The following is a 20,145-nucleotide window of genomic DNA, read 5'->3' as shown; positions in this document are numbered from 1 at the left end:
GTGGTTATTGCCGGAAATCGCAGGTGGGAAACAGGGCGGTCGCAGGAAACCCTGTCTCTGCAGGCTACTTGGAAGTGTCAGGGTTGTCAATCAAAGGCTGATGTGCTTGTGAATGAACCCGTTTCTGAAATTTTGGTCTTTCAGGTAGTAGAGCTTTTAATCCTCGATTCAATCTGAAATGAGATTTATTTCATGGGACGAATTCGACTAGCTTATCCCAAAATTCCTGACAGCAGCAATGCGCCCCTGGGTAAGTGTTTTGCCTTTGAAAAGTACGATGGTACCAACCTGCATTGGGTCTGGGAGCGTGAGTTGGGCTGGTACGCGTTTGGTACCAGGCGGAACCGATTCGATTTGGATGAAGCGGGAATCAATGGATTTAATCAGGCACATCCCGGACTGGAAGAGTCGTCGGAACTGTTTCTACAAACTCTGGGAGAGCCTTTGAATGATATTTTTCGCGAACAATATCCACAAAATTCTGAAATGATCGTGTATACGGAATTCTTCGGCCCACAGTCTTTTGCCGGCATGCACAAAGCAGATGATCCCAAGCAGTTGATTTTATTCGATATTGCTACTGAAGCGGGGATACTGGGACCGGAAGCATTTCTTAATGACTTTGGGCATCTACCCGTTGCAGCTGTTGTTTATCGAGGAAAATTCAACGGGCAGTTTGCAAGCGATGTTCGTGCAGGAAAATACGATGTCACTGAAGGTGTTATCTGCAAAGGTGGATCCGGTTCTGATCTCTGGATGGCGAAAATTAAAACCGATGATTATATGAGTCGCCTCAAAGCTGCCTTTGCCGAAAAGTGGGAACAATATTGGGAATAAACTGCTTGGAGTTTGTATGATAGAGTGCAATCGACTCCCCTGTTTTATTGACGTTCAGGAAAATGTCATGGCATTCGCGTAACTATTCAGTTTCGAGCCTGACAAAATAAACAGGACAGTTTGTGATCAGTTTTTTGCTGGGATTACCCTTTCGTACCGATTGTCAAATCATGATCGTCAGTCGCGCATAAAATGAAGTCGAAGCCCGGCAGGAGCCCTGTCGAAACGGACCTTGCCTGTAATTCTGTTCTGGCATAAAATCCCGCCTCGTACCAGCAGGCACTGGGAATCTTAATCAGAGGAGAATCGGAGAGATGCGAAAAACTTCATTCACTTTGCTGGCAGGGATGTTGGTGGCCCTGGTCAGCCTGGTTCCAGACGAAGCGCAATCGGAGGAGTCAGAGGCGCCTGTTTCTGCTGTGAAACCACATCAGCGAGTCTTTCTGACAAACATTCCCGCAATTGAAAACTGGGAAACGGAAAATAGACTGGTCGATTTACGGAAGCGTTATCCCCGCAAAACGGCAGAGAAACGGCTCCAGAAAACCCTGGGCATCGATGGGCCGCAGCTCAAGTTTCACTACGGTCCTGGTCCCCGGGTTTACTACATCAATGGTCTGCCCACCAGTCAGCTTGGTTATCGTCTTCAGCAGTTGAACAGCCCGTAACCGTAATGGATTGAATGGCAGATTAGTCTCATTTATTGGTTCGCTACGAATCGGTTTCCGTGATACGGGAAGGTGACCTGATGCGAAAAATGTATTTGCTTGTGATTCCAGTGGGCTGCTTTATTTTCGGAAACCTGATGCAGTCTCAAATTACATCTGCAGATTTAGAAAGTACGTCTACAAAACAGAGCCTGGGTTCCAGAACTGAGGTGCCGGATAGCGCGTTGCTGTTTTCACAAGATGACCTGAATCGGGGAGCGATTGAGAAACAGGCACTATTGCAGGAAGAACTGGCTCTGTATCGGCTTCGGCAGGCACAGAAACAACTACTTGAGTTGAGCAGTCAATATCCACAGACAACTGCCGGTAAACGCGCTCAAGAAATCATTGAACGCGAACAGTTCTATCCCCTGTCAAACTATGGTTTTGTTCCCGAAAACCAGTTCTTAAACGGAATCCCCGCTTGTCGAAACAGCTTTCGCACTGCCATCTCAGATCGGAAACCGTAAAGGGGCGGGTAGGGCTGAATATAATTCGGGCCACCCCTGCTTTTAACTTTAAATCAGGAAATCACTCTACCGAACTCCCCACCAGATACCGTTTCAGCATCGCTTCATCAATCTCCACCCCTAACCCTGGTTTCGTCGGCACTGCGATGCTGCCTGCTTTGATTTCAAACGGCTCGGCGATGATATCGTTCTCCAGACTGTAATACGTGCAGTCGTTGGCGAGGGGGAAATTGGGTGAGGAACCTGCCATGTGCAGCATGGTGGCGGTGCGGAGACCCAGGTCGTGGGCGCAGTGGAAGATACAGGGGACACCGGCGGAAGCTGCGACTTCGCCGACGAGTTTGACGGCCCAGATTCCGCCACACTGGTAAGTGTCAGGCAGCAGATACTGGGCGGCGTCCAGTTCTAAGATCTTGCGGACGTTTTCCATGGTGGTCACCGATTCATTCAGCGCCAGCGGCGTGCTGGTCAGCTTGCGGATCTCGGCGGATTCCTGCAGCAGGTCTTTGTGCATCGGTTGTTCGAAATACTGCAGATCATACGGTTCCAGGTCGCGGGCCAGTTGCAGAGCCAGTTCCGGTGTATAGCCCATGTTGGGATCGATGCGGAGATTCAAACGATCTCCCGTCGCTTCGCGGATCGCGCGGACCATTGCCAGGTCCTCTTCCGGCGAACGTCCCGCTTTGGTTTTGAGTGTGGAGAAGCCGAGATCGACATAATGTTTTGAAATGGTGGCGGCTTCTTCCGGGCCACGAATGCCCATGCAGCAGGTGACTTCGACGCGATCCCGGTACAAGCCGCCCAGCAGACGATGCAGGGGGAGTCCCGCCTGCTTGCCCAGGATGTCCCAGCAGGCCATTTCGACCAGTGACTGCAGATAGGGTTCTTCTATACCCCAGTCGGCGTACAGGGCGGCGTTGTCGGTCGGATCTTTGCCCAGCAGTATCGGTCGAAAGTAGTCGGCTTCTGCGCCGGTAAAACTGGTGGCGTTCTGGAAGGAGAGCCGTTGTGGTGTTTCGCCCCAGCCAATAATGCCAGCATCCGTTTCCATGCGGATCAGCAGAGCACCGGTACTCGTGGAGCAGATGTAACGGGACTGATAGGGTGAAACCGGAGTCTGCAGGGGGACATCTACCAGAAACGTATCGACGCCTGTGATTTTCATGGAACACTCCAGGGGCAAGGGAATCGGTTGTCGGCGAGAATTCAATGCTACCACTTCCCCAGTAAGCCGACAAGCAGATTGATGAATACGCAAACTGATGTCAGTGCATCATGATCCTGGATCGGAACGTTGTCATTCAGATCGTGCGATTGCTCTGTCAGTTTCCTGTTGTCTTCGACAACTCCGAATTTCATTCGGGGCCATCCGCGTTATTGATTGTAGATCGACTGGAAACGAGTGGGGTTCCTGAGACAATACACATCGTCCACGGTTGTTGTGACAGCGTTCCTCCCTTAAAGTAAAGTAATCCACAACACTGCTCCATCCTCATTCGATTCCAGTAAAGTTCCGTCATGATTCCCGACATCACCAACCTGCTCACCCCGCAAGACACACCCCCGATCGAAGAACTCTTCGAACATCTCTTCCGTGGACAGTCCTGCCGCGTGGAGCGGATTGTGTCGACCGGTCAGGCGACGCGGGAGGGACAATGGTACGATCAGGAGCATGCCGAATGGGTGATTTTACTTTCCGGGTCCGCGGTACTGCGATTTGAGGGAGAAACCGAGGGACGGGCGCTGATCCCCGGGGATGCAGTGAACATTCCCGCGCATTGTCGTCATCGGGTCGACGCGACGGCCGCGGATCGGGAAAGCGTTTGGCTTGCAATCCACTATGAGCCTGTCGAGAATGGGTAGGGTAAACAGCAGTTTTCAACACACTTTTATTTCCAACCGATTTCAGAAAAGAAACACAGACTGATGAAAAAAAATCCGGTCAAGGCGGCATTGCGTGAAGGGAAACCCCAGGTAGGAACATGGCTCTCTTCGGGGGATATCATGATGACCCGGCTGATGGCCCGCGTGGGCTTTCCCTGGCTGACTGTGGATATGGAACACTCTCCCATCGACTGGTCGCAGGCAGCACATCTGTTTGGTGCGATTGCCGATGCGGGCTGTGTCCCCTTATGTCGGGTTCCGCTGGGAAAATATGAATTGATCAAGCGGGCACTGGACGCCGGGGCACATGGAATTGTTGCACCGATGATCAACACGGTCGAACAGGCTAAAGAGGTCATCGATGCGGTCAAGTACCCGCCATTAGGGAACCGTTCGGTGGGTGGCGTGCTGCATGCGATGAACTTCGATGCGACTGCCGGCGATTATTACAAACATGCCAACGATGAGATCCTGGTCATTCTGCAGACCGAATCCCCCGAGGGTGTGGAGAACGCGGAAGAGATTTACAGCCTGGAAGGCGTGGATGCGATCTTCGTGGGACCGAATGACCTGACCTTCCAGATGAGCAAAAAGACCGGCGTGCATCCTTCCCCCGATGAGCTGGAAGTGATGCTGCAGAAAATTCTGGAGACCGGCAAGAAAACCGGAACGCCGGTGGGCCTGCATGTGCAGACGGTCGAAGCCGTACAGCAGCGAATCGAAGAAGGCTGGCGGTTCATCGCGTGTGGCAGTGAAGTGAAATTCATGCTCAACGATGCCCAGCGGATTGTGAGCGGTTTAAATCTCAAGGCTGAAGCCGCCGACCTGGCCCGTTATTAACGGAAACAGGGTTTGAAAACAACAAGCGGTCCTGCAGAAACGCAGGACCGCTTGTTTATTGGACTGAGTCCCGTTTTACTGTAGCGTCTCCAGGGCCATTTGGACCGAGTATACTAGATTGAGAGACGCTTTGGATAAATGTGATGCGTTCTAGCCTACTCGGCGCTGATCTGAATGATCGTGCGTTCCTGATGCTCCCCTTTGAGCATCGCATTGACGGTATCCTGAACCTGTTCCAGCGGGATGACGTTCGCGCGGGAGTCGAGATCGGGCAGTTTCCAGTCAGTCGCCAGTTTCAACCAGAGTGTCGTTCGTTTCTCAATCGGGTACCAGGCTGAGTCGATACCGTCCAGCGTGACGCCCCGCAGGATGAAGGGGAAGACGGTCAGGTCGAGATCTGCACCACCCGCATTCCCACAGGCGGCGACGCAGCCATTGGGTTGAAGAGAGCGAATGACGTTGCTCAGCATTGAGCCACCTACCGTGTCGATGGCGGCGGACCAGCGAGCCTTGAGCAGTGGTTTTTTTGAATCGTCCTCCAGTTCATCGCGACCAATGACTTCGCGGGCACCCAGTTCGATCAGGCGGAGGGCTGCGGAACGTTTACCCGTGACAGCGACCGGATGGAAGCCACAGCGTTTGAGCAGCGACAACGCGAATGAACCAACTCCCCCCGAAGCACCTGTGACAAGGACGCTTCCCGAATCGGTGGGTACCTCATGCTGGATCAAACTGTTAACACACATCGCGGCGGTCAGGCCGGCGGTGCCGAGGATCATGGATTCTTTTAGCGTCAGCCCCTCGGGCAGCGGAACCACCCATTCCGGTTTAACGCGAATCAATTCGGACCAGCCGCCCCAGCGCTCGACGCCCAGTTCGTAGCTGGTGACGATGACAGGGTCTCCGACCGTGAACTGATCCGACTCTGACTCGACCACAAAGCCAACGGCATCAATGCCGGGGACATGCGGGAAATTTCTCACGACACCGGGATGCCCGGTTGCAGCAAGGGCGTCTTTATAGTTGATGGAAGAATAAACGACACGGATCGTCACATCGCCAGGCGGGAGGTCGGCGGACGGAACAGTCTGCAGACCCGAAGAGATTTCCTTCTGTTCATTTTTATTAACCTGAAAGCAGGAGACTGTGTTCTGCATGGTGAAGTCTTTCTATTCAGAAGTGTTTTATTACCAGGGCCCGTCAGGTGTTTCCATTTCCAGGATACGCCAGCAGTACCAGCTGGCAACCGTACGATAAGGCTGCCAGCGTTCTGCAATTTCGATACAGGTTTGTTGGTCGGGACGTGTTTTCAATTCGTAGATTTTCTGGATCCCGTTTTGTATGCCCAGATCACCATGGGGAAAGATATCGGGACGACAGAGCCCAAACATCAAAAACATCTGTGCGGTCCAGACGCCGATGCCTTTGACCTGAATCAGTTCGCTGGTGACATCTTCGTCACTCAAGAGATGCATTTTATGCAGTCGGACTTTGTTCTGCATGACCATTTCCGCCAGATGTCGGACGTAGGTCGCTTTCTGATTGGACAGACCGACCGAACGGAGCTGCTCGTGTGAGAGTTGCATGACTTTTTCTGCCGTCGGCTGACCTTTACCGGTTAAGGCGTGCAGTCTGAGATAAATCGTGCGGGCGGCGGAAGTGGAGATTTGTTGGGAGACAATCGAACGCAGCAGGAGTGCAAAGCGGTACCGATACGGTTTGAGCGGGCAGGGGCCGATATTGTTGATGACAGGTTTCAGCAACGGATCTGCCTTGCTCAGATGTTTTGACGCTTTCCGGAATGTTGCGGCTTGGTCATTCATTGCAGATTACCGGCAGGTGTATGATTCGCTAGATCGGCAATCATGTCGATCGTGGCAATTTCGATTGCCTGTTCCCACTCCTGGGGAGCGAACTTTTCGGAGTACGGAGCCTTGCGAATGGCGAAGTTGATGCCTCGCGAACTGTTGATGATGGCGCCCAGGCCCTGTTTATCAAAGGCCCCTGCGACATCGCCGGCACCCGCGCCCTGGCTGCCATACCCGGGGACGAGCAGGGGGGTGTGAGGCATGAGTGCGCGGAGCTGATTAAGTTCTTCAGGATAGGTAGCACCGACGACCGCACCGATGGAACCGTAGTTGCCTGCTCCTTTGGTTTTAACCGCCAGTTCTTCAACCGCGGCGGCCACGCATTCGTAGAGATTCGTGCCTTCCGTTTTACGATCCTGAAACGTACCTGCGCCGGGGTTGCTGGTGCGGACAAGGACATAGATTCCGGCACCCCGTTCAACCGCGACGTTGACGAACGGTTCGAGTGTGTCACTGCCCAGGTAGGGGTTCACGGTCAGGCAGTCGGCGGCCCAGATGGCGCTGTCGATGTTTTCTCCGGCGAGGTAGCCGCGGGCGTACGCTTCGGCAGTGGATCCGATATCGCCCCGCTTGGCATCACAGATAACGACCAGCCCCGCTTCGCGCGCTTTCAAGATGACACGCTGCAGGGCAGCGCAACCGGCGGGCCCCCATTCTTCGAAGAAGGCAGCCTGTGGTTTGACAGCGGGAACCAGTGGCGCAACAACATCAATAATGCGGAGGCAGAACTCTTCAAAGGCGGCAGCGACGATCTCCGCCTGGGTGTGATGGTTCTTGTTGGCATTGCTGACGATGTCGGCGGGCAGCCAGTCAAAGCGGGGATCGAGGCCGACCAGGGCGGGGGTTTTCTTCTTTTGAATGGCGGCGTTGAGTCGATCGGAAAAATGATGCATCGGGTAACTGCTTTCAATGATACGGTTTAGGTGTTTTGTCTCAGTGTGGTGATGGCAGAATTCTTTAATGAATCATACTAAAATCAGCCGACAATGGAACAATACCGGTTTTGGAATTCTGGAGCTGGATGAGAGTTTATACTGAACGAGGTGTCAGAGGTGTGATACTCTTCCGGATGATGGGCACGGTAACTCTCATTGACACAACTCAGGTTGCCTGCGATGCTTGCGCAGCAGGGTTAATCGCAAATCCCCGATTCAAGGAAGAGTCATCGAAATGCTGGAAATACTCAGCCCTTATTATTTCAGTCAACAGCGCGCGGAGTATGATGCCGGGATTGCCCGGATGCGTCATTCTCATTATCTGGACTATCCCCGTCATGTGCATCTGGAGACGCTGGCGCGGTGTAATGCGAGCTGTAATTTCTGCCCGTATCCCAATCTGAATCGCAAGCATGCGAAAATGAGTGATGAACTCATCGATAAGGTGTTGAACGAACTGACTGAGATTCCTCCGGAAATGAACTTTCAAATTTCGCCGTTCAAAGTCAGTGAACCTTTTCTGGATACGCGACTGTTTGACACGCTGGAAAAAATCAACCGGTTGTTGCCACAGGCGAAGATCGCGCTGACTTCCAATGCATCGGCGATCACGGAAGATAAGCTGGAAGTGCTGCAGGAGATCAAGAACATTGGCTATCTGTGGATCTCGTTTAATGATCATCGCGAAGATGAGTACGAGCGTGTGATGGGGTTGAATTATCAGCGAACGATCCAGCGACTGGAAATGATTCACGATACCTTCGCCGATGGGGATGTGTATTTCTCAGTGGTACTCTCGCGGGTGGGAGATGGTACACAGGCAGATCAGGAATTTGTAGAATGGAGCAGCATTAACTATCCACTGTTCAAGTCGAGCGTCTTCCCCCGCATGTCCTGGACCGGACAGGTTGAGGGTTTAGCAGTCAATGAAGTTCCTAATATGGGCTGTGAACGCTGGTTCGAGCTGTCGATTACTGCGACGGGCGAAGTCGCTCATTGCTGTGCCGACGGGCAGGCAGAGTATCCGATTGGCAACGTGAATGATCAGCATGTACTGGAAGTTTATAACTCTCCCGAGTATCGAAAACTGAGAGAAGCCACCGTGTCGCGTGTGAGCGTGTCTCCCTGCAATAAATGCACTTTCATGTGAGATTGCTGCTGATACACAGCGCGATTCGCTCCTCAATTTTTTTGGGGGTTGGATGGTTTCAGATAAGGCTTCAATTCGGGAACCGTAGTAGGAATTTCTTCCGCAACGAGTCTGGCGATTTCGAGTGCCCCTTTGCGTGAGAAGTGCGTACGATCGGATTTGCTGGGGTTGAAGTCGCTGCTGCCTGCGTCTCCCAGTTGATTGAACAGTGCCACGCTTTTTTTGTGTAGATCGATCACGGGGACCTTCTTCTCTTTACCGACTTTGAGCATGGCGTCGGCATAAGGTCGCAGGGTGGTCCAGATCTGTCCCTTTTCAAACCGCCTGCGGGTCATGGGAGTGACCAGGATCGGTTTGATATTTGCAGCCCTTGCTTCGTCAATGTACTGGTTCAGGTACTGCTGAAATGTGGTGGCGGGATCAGTTTCGCGATCCCCTTTGCCGGGACAATCGTTGTGGCCAAATTGAATAAAGAGGTAGTCTGGTTTTTCCGCGAGCGCTTTTTTCCAGCGCCCTTCCCGGATGAAGCTGCTGGAACTGCGGCCGGAGGCACCGCGGTTCAGAATGGTGACATCATCGTTAAAGTATTCACCAAAGATCTGGCCCCAGCCAGTCATGTCAGGACGATCTTTGGGGGGATTTTTATACGTTGCCATGGTGGAATCACCGATCATCTGGATTCGAATCGGCGGCGCTGCTTCGACTTGCGCGGGCAATGTCAGCAGGCTGATGAGAAAAATAATCGTTAGAGTAAGTTGAATGCGGAGAGGGGGTTGAGACATGAGAGGCTATTCCTGGTCGCCTGGGTAGTGAATTATTTAGCTGACTTCGTGTTTTGGCTGAACGGTATTTTATCCGGATGCTTCACAGTCTTAAGGAGTGTCATCTTGTTGAAAAGTGAGTTGACAGAGCTCAGAGGGTCATTAAAATGGATGTGATTATCCGATAATAATACTATTCCTACCAGAGTCAGGCCTGTTTTTGTTGTCTGGTTTCAGCGGCAAGAATGAGCCTCCCGCCTTTCAAACAAACAGGGTAGCATGCCGATGTACCGTTGTGAAGAAATAAAACGGGGCTCCAAAATTCAGCAGTGGGCAATTTTTGCGGCCGGTCTGTTGTTATGTGAGTTGCTTCTGCCGGCGGTCGTTTCGGCCCAGCTCAGTTTTGAAGAAGCGCCCATCAACTACAATAAGGCTGAGCCTGACAATCTGATTTCCCGTTTTCAAAAACGGTTGGATTCAGGTGAGATCAAACTTGCATATCAGCGGAAGAACCGGTCCGGCTATCTGCCTGCGGTACTGGAAGCATTGAAGATTCCGGTTTCCTCTCAGACGCTGGTATTCTCGAAAACGAGCCTGCAGGTGAAGCATATCGATCCGCAGTCCCCGCGCGCTTTGTATTTTAATGACGATCTGTATGTGGGCATTGTTCAGGGGGGGCCGGTGCTGGAACTCTCAGCCAGCGATCCTAAGCTGGGAACCGTGTTTTATACCATGTCCCAATCGCAGACCTCGCATCCCACATTTGTACGCAAGACGTTTGAATGTACCCAGTGTCATGCTTCGTCGATGACACAGGGAGTGCCAGGGCACATCATGCGGTCGGTCTATCCGGGGCCAGACGGGATGCCTGCGTTTCGGGAAGGCACCTATCGCAGCGATCATTCCAGTCCGTTTTCTGAGCGGTGGGGTGGCTGGTATGTGTCAGGCACACATGGCGATATGCGTCACATGGGAAACCTGATTTTTCGCCAGGGGGACAGCTCTCGCAACCTGAATCGTGAACCGGGGGCGAATACCGTTGACCTGGAGAAGTGGTTTGATACCAGCGCGTATCTGACGCCTCACAGCGATATTGTGTCACTGATGGTATTGGAACATCAGGTCAAAATGCATAACCTGATTACCCGGGCACAGATTGAAGGCCGCATTACCGAGCGAGACGCGACGGTGATGAATCGGATGCTGGAACGGGAGGCGACGTTTCAGAGTGACAGCACAAAACGTCGATATGAGAGTGCCGCGAATCGACTGGTGGATTACATGCTGTTCGTCGACGAACTGCAACTGGAAGGTCAGGTGCGGGGCACGTCCCGATTTGAATCGGAGTTTCCACGGACAGGTCCACGCGATCGTCGCGGGCGTTCACTGCGGGATTTTGATCTGAAACGGCGGTTATTTAAATATCCCTGCAGTTACCTGATCTATTCGGAATCGTTCGAGGCACTGCCGCAACCGGTGCTGGATGTGGTCTACCGTCGTTTGTGGGAAGTCTTGTCGGGCAAGGATCAAAGCAGTGAGTATGCCCATTTAAGTGCAAAAGACCGGCGGGCCATTCTGGAAATCCTGCTTGAGACGAAACGTGGTCTGCCCCAATACTGGAAGCTTGCTGAGTCTGACTCCCCGCAGGCTGGTGGCTGATCGCGGAAGGGCTCAATACTTTAGAAAATCGGGCTGAATACCACCACATCGGCTTTGATAATGGTTGTTTCAGCGAATTAGCCTGCATAGAATGACCTGCGTACTGAGATTCGACAGGGGCAGTCTTCTCTGAAACACTTCACGTTTGAGCATGCTTTCCCGCTCGAGATCTCTTAACCAGTCATTTCCTGTCTGGATCCATAAAACCAGTCACTGAGTATAGACCACGAGGAGCTTACGGGTATGCTGCCCCGCCGCGAAGTATTTCCACACGTTATTGAAATCAATTATCAGGCCAGACAACGTTTGGGATGTTGTGTCTATCTCGTATTCAACGACCAGAATGAATGGCTGCTGATTGACATCGGGTATGAAGACACCGTTGCGGAAATCATTGAAATGATCCGCCAGATGGATTTTCCGCTGGTTAACTGCAAATATCTGATTGCCACGCATGCTGATGTCGACCATATCCAGGGATTGAGCCGTGCCAAAGAGTTGCTGCCATCAGCGCAGGTCGTGGCACATCCCAGTGCAGCGCGCTTACTGGAAGTAGGAGACCGCATCAGTACTTATGCGGAAATCAGTGCGCAGGGGATTTCCATTGATATGCCCGCCTGTCAAATTGATCTGGAAGTGAACGAGGGAGATGTGATCGACCTGGGGGGAGATGTAAAGCTGGAAGTCTGGCACACCCCTGGTCACACCGATGGTCAGCTGGCATTTCGATTTGGCGAGCTGCTGTTTTCGGGAGATAACATCTACCGCGACGGGTGTGTGGGCCACATCGATGCCCATCATGGGTCTGATATTCCTGATTTTATCAAGTCACTGGAACGGATTCGCGACTGTGACGCCAGGTGGCTGCTTCCCAGCCACGGCCCGATTTTCCAAAACAAGCGGGAACTGTTACAGTCGACCATTGATCGCCTGAATACATATCTGCATATGGCCGACTTTGGAACCTGTGCCGTCGACTGGCCGTTACAGGATGAGTGGGACGAGGAACTTTTGAAGGGATTCGACCCCGAAACCGCAGAATAACCGTCTCAGGCATGTGTCTTTCTGTTCATTTTCAAGCTGGTTTTCGTCAGTTTTTCTGCGTCCCATTGATGAACAGTTTGTCTAAAGCGGCCTTTGAGCCGCTTTTTTTTACATATTTTGCGTGAGATCAGGGCACGGACAGTGATATTCCTGCTGCTATATTTCGCAAAACTGCTATTATTAGCATGATCCTTATCACAATCAAAAATGTGGTTTGTGTTGCGACAGGTTCAACCCGATACGACGACGAAAAATACCAAGACGAGGCGATCGTAAAAAACGATTTGCTTCCGCATTCGAAGCGGGCAATTCTTTTTTTTTGTGTATTCGAGATTGATTCATTTTGCGAAACAGTGACAATTCAAGAGATCTGATTTGGAAAACCACCGGTCATTTTCGGAATCCGTTTCAAGTTGGATGCAATTGAAACCAGTTTTGGAACAAACAATATTCGATTCGAATTTTAATTCCCGCCTTTCTGGGCTGAAATTCATAGATTAGATAAAGCCTCTGTGGCTATTGGATTAATTAATGGCTTCGTTTTTTGAAAAGCGCGATCCATGGGGACATAGTCTGTCATTGTGGGTTGTTGTTTTGATGATCTTCGTCACTCCGCTCCTCTTTGGAGTGCTGCGTGAGATCCGGCAGGAAAATAACGTCGAGAACTGGCTGCCCGAAGATGATCCCCAATCGAAAGTTTTGTCGTGGCATCGTAACAGCTTCGGTATTGAAGACCGTCTGCTGCTTTCCTGGGATGGCAGTTCACTTTCAGATTTGCGCGCGAACCGTTTGAAACAGGTTCTGCTCGGTACACCAGATGAAGAGAATATCCGTCGTGGTGGCTCCCCGTATATTCAGGAAGTGTTTACACCGCAGGACGCCATTCAGAAAATGGTGGATTACCACATCGAACCGGACGAAGCACAGGAGCGTCTGAAAGGGGTTCTGGTTGGTACGGGCATGCTGAAGGTGCAATTGACCGAAGCAGGCCGCAAACGACAGCAACAGACGATCCAGGAGCTGATTTCCAAGGCAAAGCAGGAACTGGGAGTGGATTTGACTGTCAAACCTGCTTTCAAAGAGTGGGTGGATATTGTTGATGAATCTCAGGGCATGCAACCAGAGGAGAATGCGCCAGACGACGATGAAGACCAGGTAGATTTTCAAGCTCTGGTGGCTGCTATTCCAGCTCATGATTTCCAGCTGATCTGGCCGCGCATGCAGCCTGGCACTGAACTGACAGAGCAGATCAAAGGGCTGGCACTTTCTCTCAAGCGACCTGGAATTATTCCGGGAACCTCTGCTGCTGAGAAACCGGGGGGCAATGATACTTCGGAGTCCCAACCGGTTTTGGTGAAAGACTGTTTTTTTGCTGTGGGGACGCCGATTGCCATCGCGGTCGAGTTGTCTGATACGGGGGACGCCGACCATGCCGCCGCAGTTGCGGCTGTGAAGAAGGCGGCTGTCGAAGCCGGGATCCCTGAAGACAGTCTGCATCTGGGGGGACGACCTGTCGCCGGGGCTGCCTTGAACCGGATGGTGAAAGAGTCCTCCTGGAACACCGCTTATCCAATCTGGCAGTTTCATAGACGTTCCGTCACGCTGTTTTCCGGTTTGATTGGGATCGCACTGGCATTCCTGATGCTTAAAAGTATGCGTCTGGCCTGTCTGGTGCTGCTGGTCTCTTACTACACCACATTTGTTGCTGTCTCAATTGTGCCTTTGACAGGGGGGACCATGAATATGGTGCTGGTCGTCATGCCGACCCTGTTAACGGTGTTGACGCTATCCGGTTCGATCCACGTCGCCAATTACTGGAAGCATGCTGCGCATGTCGATATGAAAACTGCTGTCACAAAAGCCGTTGAAATGGCACGGGCCCCCTGTGTAATGGCCAGCCTGACGACAGCAATTGGTTTGGCCTCGCTGTTGACCAGTCCGCTGTCGCCTGTACGGGATTTTGGCCTGTATTCGTCGATTGGCTGTGTGATTTCACTGCTGATGGTGTTATACGGATTGCCCTCGCTGTTACAGTTATGGCCCGCCAAGCCTCCCAAAGCGTCTGAGATTGATGTCAAGCACTGGCATACGTTTGGCCGGATACTGTCTCGTCATCAAATGCTGGTTTCGGTGACTTGCCTGATCATTTTTGTCGTTTCCTGTTATGGCTTCAAATGGTTTCGAACGGAAACCAAAGTCATCCGCTACTTCCCGGATTCTTCCCGCGTGATTCAGGACTACCTGTTCCTGGAAGAAAACCTGTCGGGAATTACGCCCGTTGATACTGTGATCTGCTTTGATGAAGCGGCCCAGAAAAACATGAATTTCGTCGAACGGGTGGAACTGGTCCGCCAGATCGAACACAAAATCGCCGAACACCCTGAAATCAGTGGTTCGATTTCTCTGGCCGATTTTCGGCCGGTCTCCGAACCTTTACCACCTGATGCCAGTACCTTTCAGAAGCTCCGCAATGCGAAACGCGTCAATGAAACAGAACGCCGTGTGAAGGAGTCTTTGGAAGACGGAACGGTCAAATCGTTTCTGTATGTCGCTGATAAAACAGTTGAAATGGAGCAGGAAACGGACTACGGGACCCGTTCTGTGGTTGTGGAAAAAGGGGATGAATTGTGGCGTATCACCGCACAGGTGGCAATTATGTCCGACCTGGATTACGGTGTTCTGACAAGCGAATTGAATCAGGCGACACAGTCCGTGCTGCGTGATCACGCTGGCACGACGCATCTGGTGACAGGCACAATTCCCCTGTTTTTAAGAACTCAACAGGCAGTTCTGGAAAGTCTGATCAAAAGTTTTGGTCTGGCGTTTGCCGTGATTGCGATTGTGATGATGATCCTGCTGCGCAGCACACTGGCCGGCCTGATTACCATGCTGCCGAACCTGATGCCCATTGGCGTGATCTTTGGTCTGTTGTCCTGGATGCGGATCTCTGTGGATATTGGCACGATGATTACTGCCTCGGTGGCGTTAGGGATTGCCGTGGATGGTACGCTGCATCTGTTAACCTGGTTCAAGATCGGCATCAGGGAAGGAAAGACAAAAAGCGAAGCAGTCGCTGCAGCGCTTGGCCATTGTGGTCCTGCGATGTGGCAGACCAGCGCCGCCGTTGGTATCAGCCTGGCAATGCTGTATCCGGCTGAACTGCTGCTGGTAAGTCGATTCGGGGTTCTGATGTGTGCGTTGATTACTGCTGCGTTACTCGCGGACATCATTTTTCTCCCGGCATTACTGGCAGGGCCTCTCGGGTCTTTAATCGTCTCTTCGTTGAAAAAAGAGCGGGAGCTGGCTGAGAGTGTGCCATTGCTGCAGGATGGCAAAGAAACAAAACCTCATCTGTCGCATGCAATCAAGAGGTCGCAGTCGGAACGGTCTCTGGAGACCTGAGTGGCATCAGCGGTCTGCGAGTGACTTACTTGTGCTGATTCAGAAAACCGAATATTTTCTGAGTAGGCAAATCGTCAGGCAGCCCGATTTCCCGATTGATCGTGAGATGTGTTTTGCCAGGTGCGGCAATGACTTCCGCCTTAATCTTGTTTTCCTGCAGTATCCTGGCGAATGCTTCTGACTGTTTTCGCGAATCTGCTCTGCGGGCCACATGCAGGATCAGAAAGGGGGGGATCGACTGATTTTTGCGGACGTAAGTCACGGGAGAGGCTGCTTTCCAGATTTGGGGATCATCGCTGAAAACAGCTGAATACATCTTCCGGGCGGTCGGGCCGGTGGTCGTCATGTGCTCTGCAATATCATAGCCGGCACCATCAAGCAGAATCGTCCCCTTGATTGATTTCAGAGAGAGTGACTGCTGTTTGAGATACACGGGGTTTGTGGAGACCAGCGCGACCAGATGCGCGCCTGCAGAATGGCCCATCAGAAAGAGTTCATCGGGATCGCCGCCGTACTCGGTGGCGTGCGCGTGAATCCAGTGAATCGCCTGAGCGATGTCTTCTGCCTGTTGATCATAAGATGCCTGGGGATGAAGTCGATAATTGATGCTGACCAGCAGGTAGCCCCGCTGTGTGAAGGCAGACGGTTTGCTGTCGACACCACGCTTGTCACCAATTTTCCAGGCACCGCCGTGCACCCAGATCACCACAGGGTGATTCTTGCCGGAGGGAGGGGCATAAATGTCGAGGCTCTTAAAATGCTTTCCAATAATGATGTTTGCATCATACGGGATATTGGCAGAGGTTTTAAAAGGGGGATCCACGGGTTCTTCTGGAAAGGCGGCCTGACCGGCAAGTTCTGAAAACAGGCTGATGATCAAAAACAGCAGGCTGCACCCCACAGAACGTATCATGATTCCGGTTCCCGTTTTTTCATGAAGTGAATGTCCATGCTCGATTTTTGCAGCAGTTCGTAGCGTTCCCAGACTGGCGGGCATTGGAATTCGGCATCCCGGGGTGTCCTGAGAAGAAGATGGCAATCGGCGGAGGAGACATTCTCCTTCGACATACGTTCCATGGAGACATACAGACGCGAGCCTGGCTTGAGGTCATCAATCATTTTGTAAGGCGGGTCTAAAAAGATCAGGCTGAAAGGCACAAAGTCCGGAACATTTTTGGGCCGAAAAGAAGAGAGCAATGCATTGGTTTTCCAGCAGAGTGTAGTATCTCCCGCTCCGATGCTTTCCACATTGCGTTTGAGCAGTTCGTGGGCTTTGTGGTCCTGTTCGATGAAGACGACGCTGGATGCCCCTCTGCTGAGTGCTTCCAGGCCGAGGGAGCCTGTTCCTGAATAGATATCGGCCACGCGTTTGTCTTTCACGGTATCGCCCAGCCATTCGAAGAGGACTTCTTTGACAAAGTCAGTAATGGGTCGAGTGGTCTGTCCGGGATTCGAATGCAGTTTCCGACGACGATACTTGCCTGCAATAATTCGCACTGTAATGCCATTTCAATAGAACGGGTGTGAACCATTATGGGGCGCACACGAGTAATCAATTTGCTTTTATTCGGCGATTGTATAGAGGCTGTTAAGGAATGAGAAGGATCAGTGCTTTTCCTGCTGTTCCCGGGCGATCCGTTCCCAGTGTTTTTTGATAATCTCTGCGGCTTCCTCAGCGATGGAGTGGAATTCTTTTTTTTCCCGGTAAACAGTGGTAGCAGGTTTTGCAGTTGCAGCATCTGGGGGAGGCAGCTGTGAAGCGTGAATAATGGTGGTGTCCCCAGAGGCCGTTTCCGTTTCGCCAGACTCTTCAGAAAGCCAGGTCGAGATTTCATCATCAGACAGGGGCGCCGATTTATCAGGGCTGAGATTAGTTGGTTTGGCAATTGCTTTTCGGTGGGGCGCCAATTCAAACAGCATCGGGCCGATGCGCAGGTGGTCCCCGGGATGCAGCGGGCTTTCTGTCTGCACAGGTTTGTCATTCACGAATGTGCCATTCTGACTGTTCAGATCGACTACAAAAAGCTGTCCGTCACGGATCTGGAGTTCGCAGTGTCTGCGGCTGACATCCGGATCTGTAACGCGGACATCGCAGTCGAGTTCCCGTCCGATAGTGATTTTTCTTTCCGGCAGTTTCAGGGTTTTTCCCTTGTACTTTCCCGATTGGATAATGAATTTTGTCATACTCTATGGCCCTTAAGTGAGTAAGTGAACTCGGAGATATAAACTCTGAATAACGTCAGGCGTTCAAGCCTGGCTGAATGGCAGGTAAGGGCTGATTTGGCGGTATCAGTTTTCATGGATCGCGCAAGATGAAAAACTGGATATGTAAATTGGCTATCAGAAACAGAAGTGATTTTTACTCCTGAAAAACAGTGTTATTTGATTAATCATGCAGAGGGACGATCAGTGCTTCGCTGCAGGTAGGGCAGGTCAGGGTGCGTCCGCGATGTTTCACTTTGACCTTGATCCTTTTTCCACAGGAGCAGAAAAAGTGAAGATGTTTTTCGGCAGTACTCGCAGTTGGTTCGCTGTGTGCGTGTTCCCAGACATCGTCTGAAATTTCTTTGATCAATTCGAGCAGTTCATCGATGTCAAACGGTTTAACAAGATAGCCATCTGCACCAACGCGATTTGCCAGTTGACGTGATTCCGGTGAGTCGATGGCGGTCAGGATCAGGATGGGAACTTCACTTGCTTGCTGCTTCATGCGTTCGCAGATTTCAAACCCGCTTTCCTGGGGCATGATCAGATCCAGGATCACAAAATCAGGTTTGTGCATGCTGAAAGAAGAGTGGGCCTGTCCGCCGTCTTTTGCGACAGTGGCATGAAAAGCGTGTTCTTCCAGCAGTGTTTTGAGGAAAAACGCTGTGTCCTGTTCGTCTTCTACAACGAGGATTCGATTGACGATAGATGAAGTGAGTTCTGAACTAATTTCATTGATAGCCATTGTGGAAACTCTCCATTTCAGTGTCCCCGATTTCATCGGGCGGGTTTGCTATATGAAATGATCTGCAGAAAGTTAAGTTTGCAGAGACTGTCCTGGTATCAAATGCGTTGAGTTAATCAGTTGTAATTCGTCAATAGAAGTCCGTAATTAAATTCAATGATCTTGTGATAAAAGCATGCTATTCATTATCCCACAGCCGCTAATAATTAACACGGCAAATGTTTTTATTTCGAAGGAAATAGCAAAAAGTCCTGAAAAACAGGGCAAATACATTGACTTTTGGAATTAAGATTACTTTACTTACGCTTGGCTTGGAGAGTGTTTGCTCTTGAATCCAAGTCTGAAAACAAATTGGCAACTCATTATGACGAAGTGAAAATCCACTTCTTTCATTTTCAAATTCCAGAATCAGGAGTTCACGATGGCAGCAAAGGCTACGACTAAAGATAAGCCACTTACCAAAACAGAGATCCTCAATGCACTGGCTGAAGGTTCTGGACTTACCAAAAAAGAAGTGACCGCAGTACTGGATGAATTAAGCGCTCTGATTTCCAAAAATCTGGGCAAGCGTGGTCCTGGTGTTTTCAACATGCCTGGTCTTCTGAAGATTCAGGTTCAGCGTAAACCTGCCACCAAAGCAACCACTCGCCCCAACCCATTCAAGCCGGGCGAAATGATGCAGGTTGCTGCCAAGCCAGCTCGCAACGTCGTCAAAGTACGACCTCTCAAAGCACTGAAAGAGATGGTCTAAGCTCCCCATCGCTTTTCCTGAGATATACCTACAACCTCAAAGGTGCAGCTCCTGATTCAGGTGCTGCATCTCGTAGGTTTGTCGGTCACTCGCGTTCCCGTTTCAGTGCCTCACTCACTTGTCACAACCTGTTCTGAACTTACTTGACTTTTCTCATGTATGGTCGGATTTCAGGTCTTAAACTCTAAAATAACAAAATTTATTTGAATTTTAGGCGTTTTTTGTAAAGAGTGATTCTGCATGGACTGTGAATGTACAGTTTGTCGTAAGTCTTTCTTGAGTTATATCTTGCGATTGCAGTGTAATACCTCAGATGCTAATCAGCTGATTCTCTTTGAGCCCGTTTAGGGTATCAGTGAGTTGGTGCATTGCGCCAGCCTCTTGACGCTCTAAATGTGGACATGTAAAATCTGTACGTTAATAGATCATTAGTATTTTCACTGATAGATCGTAGTGGTGTCAGTCCTAACTGTAAGCATCACGTCAGGATCCTAACTGTAAGCATCACGTCAGGATTTACGTAGGATGCTTTATGTATCCTGAGAGAGAACAATGGCATGTTAGTGTTATCCCGAAAGAAGAATGAGAAAATCGTGATTGACGAGAACATCGTCATCACGATCGTCGAGATACGCGGTGATAAAGTCCGCCTGGGGATCGAGGCACCTCGAGAAGTCCCCATTCATCGTAGTGAAGTCTATGACGCCATTCAGAACGAGCAGAATTCTGTGCCGCAAGAACCGAATTCGGTTCCTGAAACAAAGAGCGATGCTTCAGAGTTGCTGCAGTAATCTCTTTTTCTGTGCATCTATGAATACTAACATGCCGCTTCACAGCGGCTTTTTTTATCGGTTCAAATTCAGCGGAAATCGGTCCAGGTAGATGAA

The 20,145-nt window shown here is 51.0% G+C and carries 21 protein-coding genes; 11 read left to right on the top strand and 10 right to left on the bottom strand.

Features of this window, described 5'->3' with window-relative positions; translation table 11 throughout:
* Nucleotides 1-192: 192 nt before the first annotated feature.
* The 3 genes from Pan161_RS13925 (at nucleotide 193) to Pan161_RS13915 (ending at nucleotide 2,014) form a co-directional block, all read left to right on the top strand.
* The gene (locus tag Pan161_RS13925; protein ID WP_145227941.1) at nucleotides 193-837 is read left to right on the top strand and encodes an RNA ligase family protein; all 645 of its coding nucleotides are present in this window, start codon (nucleotides 193-195) and stop codon (nucleotides 835-837) included.
* 314 nt (nucleotides 838-1,151) lie between these two features.
* A complete protein-coding gene (locus tag Pan161_RS13920; protein ID WP_145227939.1) occupies nucleotides 1,152-1,505 on the top strand; it encodes a hypothetical protein in 354 nt (117 codons plus the stop codon).
* Nucleotides 1,506-1,585: 80 nt separating this feature from the next.
* Nucleotides 1,586-2,014: a hypothetical protein gene (locus tag Pan161_RS13915; protein ID WP_145227937.1), complete on the top strand. Its 429-nt coding sequence runs from the start codon at nucleotides 1,586-1,588 to the stop codon at nucleotides 2,012-2,014.
* 61 nt (nucleotides 2,015-2,075) lie between these two features.
* Here the strand turns inward: Pan161_RS13915 and Pan161_RS13910 are convergent, their stop codons facing one another.
* Nucleotides 2,076-3,179: a mandelate racemase/muconate lactonizing enzyme family protein gene (locus Pan161_RS13910; protein ID WP_145227935.1), complete on the bottom strand. Its 1,104-nt coding sequence runs from the start codon at nucleotides 3,177-3,179 to the stop codon at nucleotides 2,076-2,078.
* 47 nt (nucleotides 3,180-3,226) lie between these two features.
* Nucleotides 3,227-3,373: a hypothetical protein gene (locus Pan161_RS30560; protein WP_197995866.1), complete on the bottom strand. Its 147-nt coding sequence runs from the start codon at nucleotides 3,371-3,373 to the stop codon at nucleotides 3,227-3,229.
* Nucleotides 3,374-3,637: 264 nt separating this feature from the next.
* Between Pan161_RS30560 and Pan161_RS13905 the strand changes: the two genes are divergently transcribed.
* Together Pan161_RS13905 and Pan161_RS13900 are read left to right on the top strand one after the other, a co-directional pair.
* Entirely contained in the window at nucleotides 3,638-3,877 is a 240-nt protein-coding gene (locus Pan161_RS13905) for a cupin domain-containing protein (RefSeq protein WP_232103733.1), read from the top strand.
* A gap of 63 nt (nucleotides 3,878-3,940) precedes the next feature.
* Nucleotides 3,941-4,738: an HpcH/HpaI aldolase family protein gene (locus Pan161_RS13900; protein ID WP_145227931.1), complete on the top strand. Its 798-nt coding sequence runs from the start codon at nucleotides 3,941-3,943 to the stop codon at nucleotides 4,736-4,738.
* 155 nt (nucleotides 4,739-4,893) lie between these two features.
* On the opposite strand, the gene Pan161_RS13895 is transcribed toward Pan161_RS13900, so the two are convergent.
* Genes Pan161_RS13895 through pyrF form a run of 3 tightly spaced genes read right to left on the bottom strand, consistent with a single transcriptional unit; the run spans nucleotide 4,894 to nucleotide 7,499 of the window.
* On the bottom strand, nucleotides 4,894-5,895 hold the full coding sequence (locus Pan161_RS13895) for a YhdH/YhfP family quinone oxidoreductase (protein ID WP_145227929.1): 1,002 nt from the start codon (nucleotides 5,893-5,895) through the stop codon (nucleotides 4,894-4,896).
* A gap of 30 nt (nucleotides 5,896-5,925) precedes the next feature.
* Nucleotides 5,926-6,561: a DNA-3-methyladenine glycosylase family protein gene (locus Pan161_RS13890; protein WP_145227927.1), complete on the bottom strand. Its 636-nt coding sequence runs from the start codon at nucleotides 6,559-6,561 to the stop codon at nucleotides 5,926-5,928.
* Nucleotides 6,558-7,499 (bottom strand): orotidine-5'-phosphate decarboxylase, encoded by a 942-nt coding sequence (gene pyrF / locus Pan161_RS13885; protein ID WP_145227925.1) that lies wholly within the window; start codon nucleotides 7,497-7,499, stop codon nucleotides 6,558-6,560. Before pyrF ends, Pan161_RS13890 begins: the two co-directional genes overlap by 4 nt.
* A 277-nt stretch (nucleotides 7,500-7,776) precedes the next feature.
* Here pyrF and Pan161_RS13880 point away from each other — a divergent pair, with 277 nt between their 5' ends.
* Nucleotides 7,777-8,691, top strand: coding sequence for a radical SAM/SPASM domain-containing protein (locus Pan161_RS13880; RefSeq protein WP_145227923.1), 915 nt, complete (start codon nucleotides 7,777-7,779; stop codon nucleotides 8,689-8,691).
* 32 nt (nucleotides 8,692-8,723) lie between these two features.
* Here Pan161_RS13880 and Pan161_RS13875 read toward each other — a convergent pair whose 3' ends face one another.
* Nucleotides 8,724-9,473 carry a rhamnogalacturonan acetylesterase gene (locus Pan161_RS13875; RefSeq protein ID WP_145227921.1) on the bottom strand — a complete coding sequence of 250 codons (750 nt, stop codon included), beginning with the start codon at nucleotides 9,471-9,473 and terminating at the stop codon, nucleotides 8,724-8,726.
* Between the two features lie 264 nt (nucleotides 9,474-9,737).
* Between Pan161_RS13875 and Pan161_RS13870 the strand changes: the two genes are divergently transcribed.
* From Pan161_RS13870 to Pan161_RS13860, 3 genes are all read left to right on the top strand, one after another.
* On the top strand, nucleotides 9,738-11,111 hold the full coding sequence (locus Pan161_RS13870) for a hypothetical protein (protein WP_145227919.1): 1,374 nt from the start codon (nucleotides 9,738-9,740) through the stop codon (nucleotides 11,109-11,111).
* Nucleotides 11,112-11,354: 243 nt separating this feature from the next.
* Nucleotides 11,355-12,155, top strand: coding sequence for an MBL fold metallo-hydrolase (locus Pan161_RS13865; protein ID WP_145227917.1), 801 nt, complete (start codon nucleotides 11,355-11,357; stop codon nucleotides 12,153-12,155).
* Between the two features lie 531 nt (nucleotides 12,156-12,686).
* Nucleotides 12,687-15,557 carry an efflux RND transporter permease subunit gene (locus Pan161_RS13860; RefSeq protein WP_145227915.1) on the top strand — a complete coding sequence of 957 codons (2,871 nt, stop codon included), beginning with the start codon at nucleotides 12,687-12,689 and terminating at the stop codon, nucleotides 15,555-15,557.
* Nucleotides 15,558-15,582: 25 nt separating this feature from the next.
* On the opposite strand, the gene Pan161_RS13855 is transcribed toward Pan161_RS13860, so the two are convergent.
* The 4 genes from Pan161_RS13855 to Pan161_RS13840 all read right to left on the bottom strand — a co-directional run bounded on the left by Pan161_RS13855 (nucleotide 15,583) and on the right by Pan161_RS13840 (nucleotide 18,507).
* Nucleotides 15,583-16,470 carry an alpha/beta hydrolase gene (locus Pan161_RS13855; protein WP_197995865.1) on the bottom strand — a complete coding sequence of 296 codons (888 nt, stop codon included), beginning with the start codon at nucleotides 16,468-16,470 and terminating at the stop codon, nucleotides 15,583-15,585.
* Nucleotides 16,467-17,054 (bottom strand): 16S rRNA (guanine(966)-N(2))-methyltransferase RsmD, encoded by a 588-nt coding sequence (rsmD, locus tag Pan161_RS13850; protein ID WP_145227912.1) that lies wholly within the window; start codon nucleotides 17,052-17,054, stop codon nucleotides 16,467-16,469. The genes Pan161_RS13855 and rsmD overlap by 4 nt, the downstream gene beginning before the upstream one ends.
* A gap of 108 nt (nucleotides 17,055-17,162) precedes the next feature.
* Entirely contained in the window at nucleotides 17,163-17,741 is a 579-nt protein-coding gene (locus tag Pan161_RS13845; protein WP_145227910.1) for an FHA domain-containing protein, read from the bottom strand.
* 202 nt (nucleotides 17,742-17,943) lie between these two features.
* A complete protein-coding gene (locus Pan161_RS13840; protein WP_145227908.1) occupies nucleotides 17,944-18,507 on the bottom strand; it encodes a response regulator transcription factor in 564 nt (187 codons plus the stop codon).
* A 421-nt stretch (nucleotides 18,508-18,928) separates the two neighbouring features.
* On the opposite strand from Pan161_RS13840, the gene Pan161_RS13835 reads away from it, so the two are divergent.
* A complete protein-coding gene (locus tag Pan161_RS13835) occupies nucleotides 18,929-19,258 on the top strand; it encodes an HU family DNA-binding protein (protein ID WP_145227906.1) in 330 nt (109 codons plus the stop codon).
* Between the two features lie 557 nt (nucleotides 19,259-19,815).
* Nucleotides 19,816-20,049 carry a carbon storage regulator CsrA gene (gene csrA / locus Pan161_RS13830; protein WP_145227904.1) on the top strand — a complete coding sequence of 78 codons (234 nt, stop codon included), beginning with the start codon at nucleotides 19,816-19,818 and terminating at the stop codon, nucleotides 20,047-20,049.
* Nucleotides 20,050-20,145 lie beyond the last annotated feature (96 nt).

It is taken from the genome of Gimesia algae (assembly GCF_007746795.1).
In the GTDB taxonomy this organism is placed as follows: domain Bacteria; phylum Planctomycetota; class Planctomycetia; order Planctomycetales; family Planctomycetaceae; genus Gimesia; species Gimesia algae.
The sequence above is the reverse complement of the archived record's forward strand: the minus strand, read 5'-3'. Positions and strand labels throughout refer to the sequence as shown.

What these genes read in the sequence shown, in the direction of transcription:
- Pan161_RS13925 (WP_145227941.1), top strand. Translation starts at nt 193, where the DNA reads ATGGGACGAATTCGACTAGCTTATCCCAAAATTCCTGACAGCAGCAAT.
- Pan161_RS13920 (WP_145227939.1), top strand. Translation starts at nt 1,152, where the DNA reads ATGCGAAAAACTTCATTCACTTTGCTGGCAGGGATGTTGGTGGCCCTG.
- Pan161_RS13915 (WP_145227937.1), top strand. Translation starts at nt 1,586, where the DNA reads ATGCGAAAAATGTATTTGCTTGTGATTCCAGTGGGCTGCTTTATTTTC.
- Pan161_RS13910 (WP_145227935.1), bottom strand. Translation starts at nt 3,179, where the DNA reads ATGAAAATCACAGGCGTCGATACGTTTCTGGTAGATGTCCCCCTGCAG.
- Pan161_RS30560 (WP_197995866.1), bottom strand. Translation starts at nt 3,373, where the DNA reads ATGAAATTCGGAGTTGTCGAAGACAACAGGAAACTGACAGAGCAATCG.
- Pan161_RS13900 (WP_145227931.1), top strand. Translation starts at nt 3,941, where the DNA reads ATGAAAAAAAATCCGGTCAAGGCGGCATTGCGTGAAGGGAAACCCCAG.
- Pan161_RS13895 (WP_145227929.1), bottom strand. Translation starts at nt 5,895, where the DNA reads ATGCAGAACACAGTCTCCTGCTTTCAGGTTAATAAAAATGAACAGAAG.
- Pan161_RS13890 (WP_145227927.1), bottom strand. Translation starts at nt 6,561, where the DNA reads ATGAATGACCAAGCCGCAACATTCCGGAAAGCGTCAAAACATCTGAGC.
- pyrF (WP_145227925.1), bottom strand. Translation starts at nt 7,499, where the DNA reads ATGCATCATTTTTCCGATCGACTCAACGCCGCCATTCAAAAGAAGAAA.
- Pan161_RS13880 (WP_145227923.1), top strand. Translation starts at nt 7,777, where the DNA reads ATGCTGGAAATACTCAGCCCTTATTATTTCAGTCAACAGCGCGCGGAG.
- Pan161_RS13875 (WP_145227921.1), bottom strand. Translation starts at nt 9,473, where the DNA reads ATGTCTCAACCCCCTCTCCGCATTCAACTTACTCTAACGATTATTTTT.
- Pan161_RS13870 (WP_145227919.1), top strand. Translation starts at nt 9,738, where the DNA reads ATGTACCGTTGTGAAGAAATAAAACGGGGCTCCAAAATTCAGCAGTGG.
- Pan161_RS13865 (WP_145227917.1), top strand. Translation starts at nt 11,355, where the DNA reads ATGCTGCCCCGCCGCGAAGTATTTCCACACGTTATTGAAATCAATTAT.
- Pan161_RS13860 (WP_145227915.1), top strand. Translation starts at nt 12,687, where the DNA reads ATGGCTTCGTTTTTTGAAAAGCGCGATCCATGGGGACATAGTCTGTCA.
- Pan161_RS13855 (WP_197995865.1), bottom strand. Translation starts at nt 16,470, where the DNA reads ATGATACGTTCTGTGGGGTGCAGCCTGCTGTTTTTGATCATCAGCCTG.
- Pan161_RS13845 (WP_145227910.1), bottom strand. Translation starts at nt 17,741, where the DNA reads ATGACAAAATTCATTATCCAATCGGGAAAGTACAAGGGAAAAACCCTG.
- Pan161_RS13840 (WP_145227908.1), bottom strand. Translation starts at nt 18,507, where the DNA reads ATGGCTATCAATGAAATTAGTTCAGAACTCACTTCATCTATCGTCAAT.
- Pan161_RS13835 (WP_145227906.1), top strand. Translation starts at nt 18,929, where the DNA reads ATGGCAGCAAAGGCTACGACTAAAGATAAGCCACTTACCAAAACAGAG.
- csrA (WP_145227904.1), top strand. Translation starts at nt 19,816, where the DNA reads ATGTTAGTGTTATCCCGAAAGAAGAATGAGAAAATCGTGATTGACGAG.